General features: G+C 69.9%; 6 protein-coding genes. 4 read left to right on the forward strand and 2 right to left on the reverse strand.

What is annotated here, in order from left to right:
* Positions 1–26: 26 nt before the first annotated feature.
* Together O5O46_RS30275 and iolC are read right to left on the reverse strand one after the other, a co-directional pair.
* Positions 27–905 carry a Cgl0159 family (beta/alpha)8-fold protein gene (locus O5O46_RS30275; protein ID WP_269858818.1) on the reverse strand — a complete coding sequence of 293 codons (879 nt, stop codon included), beginning with the start codon at positions 903–905 and terminating at the stop codon, positions 27–29.
* Between the two features lie 52 nt (positions 906–957).
* The gene (gene iolC, locus O5O46_RS30280; RefSeq protein WP_269858819.1) at positions 958–1,914 is read right to left on the reverse strand and encodes a 5-dehydro-2-deoxygluconokinase; all 957 of its coding nucleotides are present in this window, start codon (positions 1,912–1,914) and stop codon (positions 958–960) included.
* A gap of 387 nt (positions 1,915–2,301) precedes the next feature.
* Between iolC and O5O46_RS30285 the strand changes: the two genes are divergently transcribed.
* The 4 genes from O5O46_RS30285 to O5O46_RS30300 all read left to right on the forward strand — a co-directional run bounded on the left by O5O46_RS30285 (position 2,302) and on the right by O5O46_RS30300 (position 6,270).
* Positions 2,302–3,312: a substrate-binding domain-containing protein gene (locus O5O46_RS30285; RefSeq protein WP_269858820.1), complete on the forward strand. Its 1,011-nt coding sequence runs from the start codon at positions 2,302–2,304 to the stop codon at positions 3,310–3,312.
* Positions 3,312–4,388, forward strand: a complete 1,077-nt coding sequence (locus O5O46_RS30290) for an ABC transporter permease (RefSeq protein ID WP_269858821.1) — start codon at positions 3,312–3,314, stop codon at positions 4,386–4,388. The genes O5O46_RS30285 and O5O46_RS30290 overlap by 1 nt, the downstream gene beginning before the upstream one ends.
* Positions 4,389–4,393: 5 nt before the next feature.
* A complete protein-coding gene (locus O5O46_RS30295) occupies positions 4,394–5,266 on the forward strand; it encodes an ATP-binding cassette domain-containing protein (RefSeq protein WP_269858822.1) in 873 nt (290 codons plus the stop codon).
* A gap of 89 nt (positions 5,267–5,355) precedes the next feature.
* Complete coding sequence (locus O5O46_RS30300) at positions 5,356–6,270, forward strand: sugar phosphate isomerase/epimerase family protein (protein WP_269858823.1); 915 nt, start codon at positions 5,356–5,358, stop codon at positions 6,268–6,270.
* The last annotated feature ends 48 nt before the right edge of the window (positions 6,271–6,318 follow it).

Raw genomic sequence — 6,318 nt, forward strand, 5'->3', positions numbered from 1 at the left:
TCAAGTCTCCTGACCGCTGGGCGGATTCACAGCAGGCCGACGGCGGTGTCGACGGCGGACTCCACACTGCCCCGCGCCGGGTAGAGCAGTGAGCGGCCTACGACCAGGCCCTGCACGGTGGGCAGCCGCAGGGCCTTGCGCCACTTCTCGTACAGCCCTTCCTGGTCCCCGCCCACCTCGCCACCGAGCAGTACGGCGGGCAGCGTCGAGGTCTCCATGACGGCGGCCATGTCGTCCACGTTCTCGGTGACCGGCACCTTCAGCCAGGTGTAGGCGGAGGTCCCGGCGAGGCCCGAGGCGATGGCGATGGATCTGGTGACGGCCGCCGCGCTCAGGTCGTTGGCGACCCTGCCGCCCACCCGGCGGGAGATGAACGGCTCCACGAAGACCGGCAGCCGCCGCTCCGCCATCTCGTCGATGGCCCGGGCGGTGGAGTGCAGGGTGCTCAGCGACCCGGCGTCGGCGTAGTCGATGCGCAGCAGCAGCTTGCCCGCGTCGAAGCCCAACCGGGCGATGTCCTGGGCGCGGTGGCCGGTGAACCGGTCGTCCAGTTCGAACGAGGCGCCGGCCAGGCCACCGCGGTTCATCGAGCCCATGACGACCTTGCCGTCGAGCGCGCCGAGCAGCAGCAGGTCCTCCAGTATGTCGGCGGTGCCGAGCACCCCGTCCACTCCTGGCCTGGCCAGCGCGGTGCACAACCGCTCCAGCAGGTCGACCCGGTTGGCCATGGCCAGCTCGCGCTCACCGATGGCGAGCGCGCCGCGCGCCGGATGGTCGGCGGCGACGATCATCAGCCGGCCGCCGGGCCCGATCAGAGGCCGTCGGACCCGGCGCGCGGCGGCCTCGGCGATGGCCTCGGGATGCTGGGCCCGCACCTTGACGAGGTCGCTGATGCTGATGCTCAAGGGGTGCTCTCCTTCACCGGGATCTCACCGGAGTTCACGGGGCGGCGGTAGGTCAGCCATGCGCGAGGAGGTCCTCGACCTCGGACTCGGTGGGCATGGCGGAGGAGCAGGCGAGCCGGGCGGCGACCAGTGCTCCGGCGGCGTTGGCGTACCGCGTCACACGGTCCAACTCCCAACCGGCGAGCAGCCCGTGGCACAGCGCGCCGCCGAACGCGTCGCCCGCGCCAAGGCCGTTGACCACTTCCACCCGCACCGGTGGCACCTCGGCGGACCGGCCGTCGCGGTGCACGGCCAGCACGCCCTCGGGGCCCCGCTTGACCACCGCCAGTTCGACCCCGGCCGCCAGCAGGGCGCGGGCGCAGGCCCACGGCTCGCGCACGCCGGTGGCGATCTCGCACTCGTCGAGGTTGCCCACGGCGACGGTGGCGTGCGCCAGCGCCTCGGTGTAGTGCGGCCGGGCTGTTTCCGCGGCGTCCGGGCCGTCCCAGAACATCGGCCGCCAGTCGAGGTCGAAGACCGTGGTACCGCTCTTGCCGCGGGCGCGCAGCGCGATGAGCGTGGCCGAGCGGCTGGGTTCGGCGCACAGCCCGGTGCCGGTCATCCAGAAGATCCGGGCCTCGCGCACGGCGTCCAGGTCGAGTTCGGCCGGGTGGATCTCCAGGTCGGGGGCCTTGGGCTGGCGGTAGAAGTACAGCGGGAAGTCGTCGGGCGGGAAGATCTCGCAGAAGGTGACCGGGGTCGGGTACCGCTCCACCGGGGTCACCCAGCGGTCGTCCACCCCGAACTCCTTCAGCGCCTGGTGGATGTACGTGCCGAACGGGTCCTGCCCGGTGCGGCTGATCACCGCGCTGCTGCGGCCGAGCCGGGCGGCGGCCACCGCCACGTTGGTCGCCGAGCCGCCCAGGAACTTGCCGAAGGTCTCGACCTGCGGCAGCGGCACGCCGACCTGCAGTGGATAGATGTCCACTCCGACCCGGCCCATCGTGATCAGGTCGTACGGCTCGGTCATGGGCATGGCTCCTTGGGGTCCGTCATGCGCCGGTCCGAACGCCCGGCCGAGACAGGTCTAACGGCTGCGCACGGACATTGTCAACGCTTTGTCCTTACATTCGAACGTCCTAACCCGAGGGGAGGTGTGGAGATCCGGGGCGACCCTCCGGGCCCCACACGACGGGGGTTTCGGGGACTTACCCCGGGCCCCGATCCCTCCGCGCGCTCCGCGCGGCCCATCACCCTGGCGTTATCGCGTCGTTACGTCGAGATGAACTGATGTCATAACAAACCCTTGACAGGGCTGTCGGCAAGAGGTTGGCTCCGCTGTGCAACAGGCCGCGTTGCCCCGATCCGCCTCCCCTCCCCGCAGCTCCCCATTCCCCGCAGCGAGGTATCAGGACCGATGGAAAGTTCCGCCAAACCCCGCAGAGCAGCCGCAGTCGCCGTGCTCACGGCGAGCAGCCTCCTCCTCGCCGGATGTGCCAGCGGCTCCGGCGGCAAGAAGGCCGCCGAAGCCGCCAACGGCATATCGGCGGGCCACGCCGACACCCCCCGGATGAAGGTCGCGATGATCACCCATCAGGCCCCGGGCGACACCTTCTGGGATCTGGTGCGCAAGGGCGCCCAGGCCGCCGCCGCCAAGGACAACGTCCAGCTCGTCTACTCCGCCGACCCCAGCGCCGCCAACCAGGCCAACCTGGTGCAGAACGCGATCGACCAGAAGGTGGACGGCATCGCGGTCACCCTGGCCAAGCCCGACGCGCTGAAGAACGTGGTCGCCAAGGCCGAGCAGAGCGGCATCCCGGTGGTCGGACTGAACGCGGGGATCGACGTCTGGAAGCAGCAGGGCCTGCTGGAGTACTTCGGGCAGGACGAGACCATCGCGGGCCAGGCGGTCGGCGACAAGCTCAACCAGCTCGGCGCCCACCACGTGGTGTGCGTCGTCCACGAGCAGGGCAACGTCTCGCTCGAGGACCGCTGCGCGGGAGTGAAGAAGGACTTCAAGGGCACCACCGACCTGCTGTACGTCAACGGCCAGGACATGCCGTCGGTGAAGGCGACCATCACCGCCAAGCTCCAGCAGGACCACTCGATCGACGAGGTCGTCACCCTCGGCGCGCCGTTCGCGCTCACCGCCACCCAGTCGGTGTCCGACGCGGGCAGCAAGGCCAAGGTGGCCACCTTCGACCTCAACAAGGACCTGGTCGGCGCCGTGCAGGACGGCAAGGTCCAGTTCGCCGTCGACCAGCAGCCGTACCTCCAGGGCTACCTGGCCGTCGACGGGCTGTGGCTCTACAAGAACAACGGCAACTTCAGCGGTGGCGGCGCCTCCCCGGTGCTGACCGGCCCGGCGTTCGTGGACAAGGGCAACGTCGCGGCCATCGCCAAGTTCGCGCAGAACGGGACCCGGTGATGACGATGACCGAGCAGGCTGCGTCGGCGGCCGACCCGCAGTCGGCCCCCGTTCCGCCCGGTACCGACGGCCGAACGGCCCAGCGCTCACCGGCCCGCAGGCTGCTGGCCCGACCGGAGGTCGGCGTGGCGGTCGGCGCCATCGCCGTGTTCCTCTTCTTCTTCGCCGTCGCACCCACCTTCCGGCAGGCCGACTCGCTGGCCACGGTGCTCTACCAGGCCTCGACCATCGGCATCATGGCGCTGCCCGTGGCGCTGCTGATGATCGGCGGCGAGTTCGACCTCTCGGCCGGGGTCGGGGTGGTCAGCTCGGCGCTGACCGCCAGCATGGTCAGCTACCAACTCACCCAGAACGTCTGGGTGGGCGTGGTCGTGGCGCTGGTGTTCTCGCTGGCGGTCGGCGCGTTCAACGGCTACCTGCTGGTGAGAACCGGGCTGCCGAGCTTCCTCGTCACGTTGGGCACCTTCCTGATGCTCCAGGGCCTCAACCTGGCGGTCACCAAAATGATCACCGGCAACGTAGCGACCGACTCGATCAGCGACATGGACGGCTACAACCAGGCCAAGGCGGTCTTCTCCTCCGACATCACCGTCGCGGGGGTGTCGGTCAAGATCACCGTGTTGTGGTGGCTGGTCTTCGCCGCCCTCGCCACGTGGGTGCTGCTGCGCACCAGGTACGGCAACTGGGTGTTCGCCGTCGGAGGCGACAAGGAGAGCGCGCGGGCGGTCGGCGTACCGGTGACGTTCACCAAGATCACGCTGTTCATGGCGGTGGGCTTCGGCGCCTGGTTCGTCGGCATGCACCAGTTGTTCGCCTTCGACACCGTGCAGTCCGGTGAGGGCGTCGGCAACGAACTGCTCTACATCGCCGCGGCGGTGATCGGCGGCTGTCTGCTCACCGGCGGCTACGGTTCGGCGATCGGCACGGTCATCGGCGCGTTCATGTTCGGCATGGTCACCCAGGGCATCGTCTACGCCGACTGGAACCCCGACTGGTTCAAGCTGTTCCTGGGGGTCATGCTCCTGGGCGCCACCCTCATCAACCTGTGGATCCGCCGTCAGGCAACCCGGAAGTGATCACCATGGCAACCAAGGAAACCCCCGGCACCTCGCGGCCCGTCGTCGAGCTGAGCGGCGTCGGCAAGTCGTACGGCAACATCCGCGCCCTGCACGGGGTGGACCTGGCGGTCAGCCCCGGCCAGGTGACCTGCGTGCTGGGCGACAACGGCGCGGGCAAGTCCACCCTCATCAAGATCATCTCCGGGCTGCACCAGCACACCGAGGGCGAGTTCCGCATCGACGGCGAACCGGTACGGCTGGGCTCCCCGCGCGACGCGCTGGACCGCGGCATCGCCACCGTCTACCAGGACCTGGCCACCGTGCCGCTGATGCCGGTGTGGCGGAACTTCTTCCTCGGCTCGGAACTGACCCGGGGGCGCTGGCCGCTGCGCCGGCTGGACATCGCCCTGATGAAGAAGACCGCCGACGAGGAACTGCGCGCGATGGGCATCGTCCTGGACGACCTGGAGCAGCCCATCGGCAGCCTCTCCGGCGGCCAGCGGCAGTCCGTGGCGATCGCCCGCGCGGTGCACTTCGGCGCCCGGGTACTGATCCTGGACGAGCCGACCGCCGCGCTCGGCGTCAAGCAGTCCGGCGTCGTCCTCAAGTACATCGCCGCCGCCCGGGAACGTGGCCTGGGCGTCATCTTCATCACCCACAATCCGCACCACGCCTACATGGTCGGCGACCACTGCACCGTGCTGCGGCTGGGCACGCTGGAGCTGAGCGCGGCCCGTGCCGAGGTCAGCCTTGAGGAGCTGACCAACCACATGGCGGGCGGCGCCGAACTGGCCGCGCTCAAGCACGAGTTGGCCCAGGTACGCGGCGTTGACACCGACGTGCTGCCGTCCGCCTCCCGCGGGGCGGGGGAATCATCGGGGGACCTCGTCCCCTGACGTGTGCCCCCGGGGCCGTGTCGCTGGCCCCCGCGTCCTGAACGTCCTTCACAACCGGCCACCTCCAACCGGCAAGGAGACCACCGCAGATGACCACCAGCTCCGCCCCCGTACTGGACCGCATCCGGGTCGGTTCGGCACCAGACTCCTGGGGGGTGTGGTTCCCCGACGACCCGCAGCAGGTGCCCTGGGCCCGCTTCCTGGACGAGGTCAGCCAAGCCGGTTACGAATGGATCGAGTTGGGGCCGTACGGCTATCTGCCGACCGATCCGAAGCGGCTCACCGACGAACTCGCCCGCCGCTCCCTGAAGGTCTCCGCCGGAACCGTCTTCACCGCACTGCACCGCGGCCCGGCGGTCTGGGACGCCACCTGGGCGCATGTCGCGCAGGTCGCCGAGCTGACCAGGGCGATGGGCGCACGGCACCTGGTGGTCATCCCGTCCTTCTGGCGGGACGACAAGACCGCCGAGCTGATCGAGAGCAGCGAGCTGACCGGCGCGCAGTGGGGCCATCTGGCCAGCGGCATGCAGCGGCTCGCCCATGAGGTGCGGGAGCGCTACGGGCTTGACATCGTGGTCCACCCGCACGCCGACACCCACATCGACACCGAGGAGCACGTCGTCCGCTTCCTCGACTCCACCGACTCCGACCTGGTCAACCTCTGCCTGGACACCGGCCACTACGCCTACTGCGGCGGCGACAGCGTCAAGCTGATCAGGACCTACGGCGAGCGGATCGGCTATCTGCACCTGAAGCAGGTGGACCCGGAGATCCTCGCCGATGTCGTCGCCAACGAGGTGCCGTTCGGCCCCGCGGTCCGGCGCGGGGTGATGTGCGAGCCGCCGCGCGGGGTGCCGGATCTGCCGCCGGTACTGGCGGCGGCGCAGGATCTCGGCGTGGATCTGTTCGCGATCGTGGAGCAGGACATGTATCCGTGTCCCGCGGACCAGCCGCTGCCGATCGCCCAGCGCACCCGGCGCTTCCTGCGCGGCTGCGGAGCGTAGGCCTCGCCGGCCGGGCCGGAGCGGAGGTGGGTGTTTTCCCGGGGACAG

The sequence above is a fragment of the Streptomyces sp. RPT161 genome (assembly GCF_027533845.1).
In the GTDB taxonomy this organism is placed as follows: domain Bacteria; phylum Actinomycetota; class Actinomycetes; order Streptomycetales; family Streptomycetaceae; genus Streptantibioticus_A; species Streptantibioticus_A silvisoli_A.

Excerpts from the sequence above, each read along its gene's own strand:
- O5O46_RS30295 (WP_269858822.1), top strand. The coding sequence starts at position 4,394 with ATGGCAACCAAGGAAACCCCCGGCACCTCGCGGCCCGTCGTCGAGCTG.
- O5O46_RS30290 (WP_269858821.1), top strand. The coding sequence starts at position 3,312 with ATGACGATGACCGAGCAGGCTGCGTCGGCGGCCGACCCGCAGTCGGCC.
- O5O46_RS30300 (WP_269858823.1), top strand. The coding sequence starts at position 5,356 with ATGACCACCAGCTCCGCCCCCGTACTGGACCGCATCCGGGTCGGTTCG.
- O5O46_RS30285 (WP_269858820.1), top strand. The coding sequence starts at position 2,302 with ATGGAAAGTTCCGCCAAACCCCGCAGAGCAGCCGCAGTCGCCGTGCTC.
- iolC (WP_269858819.1), bottom strand. The coding sequence starts at position 1,914 with ATGACCGAGCCGTACGACCTGATCACGATGGGCCGGGTCGGAGTGGAC.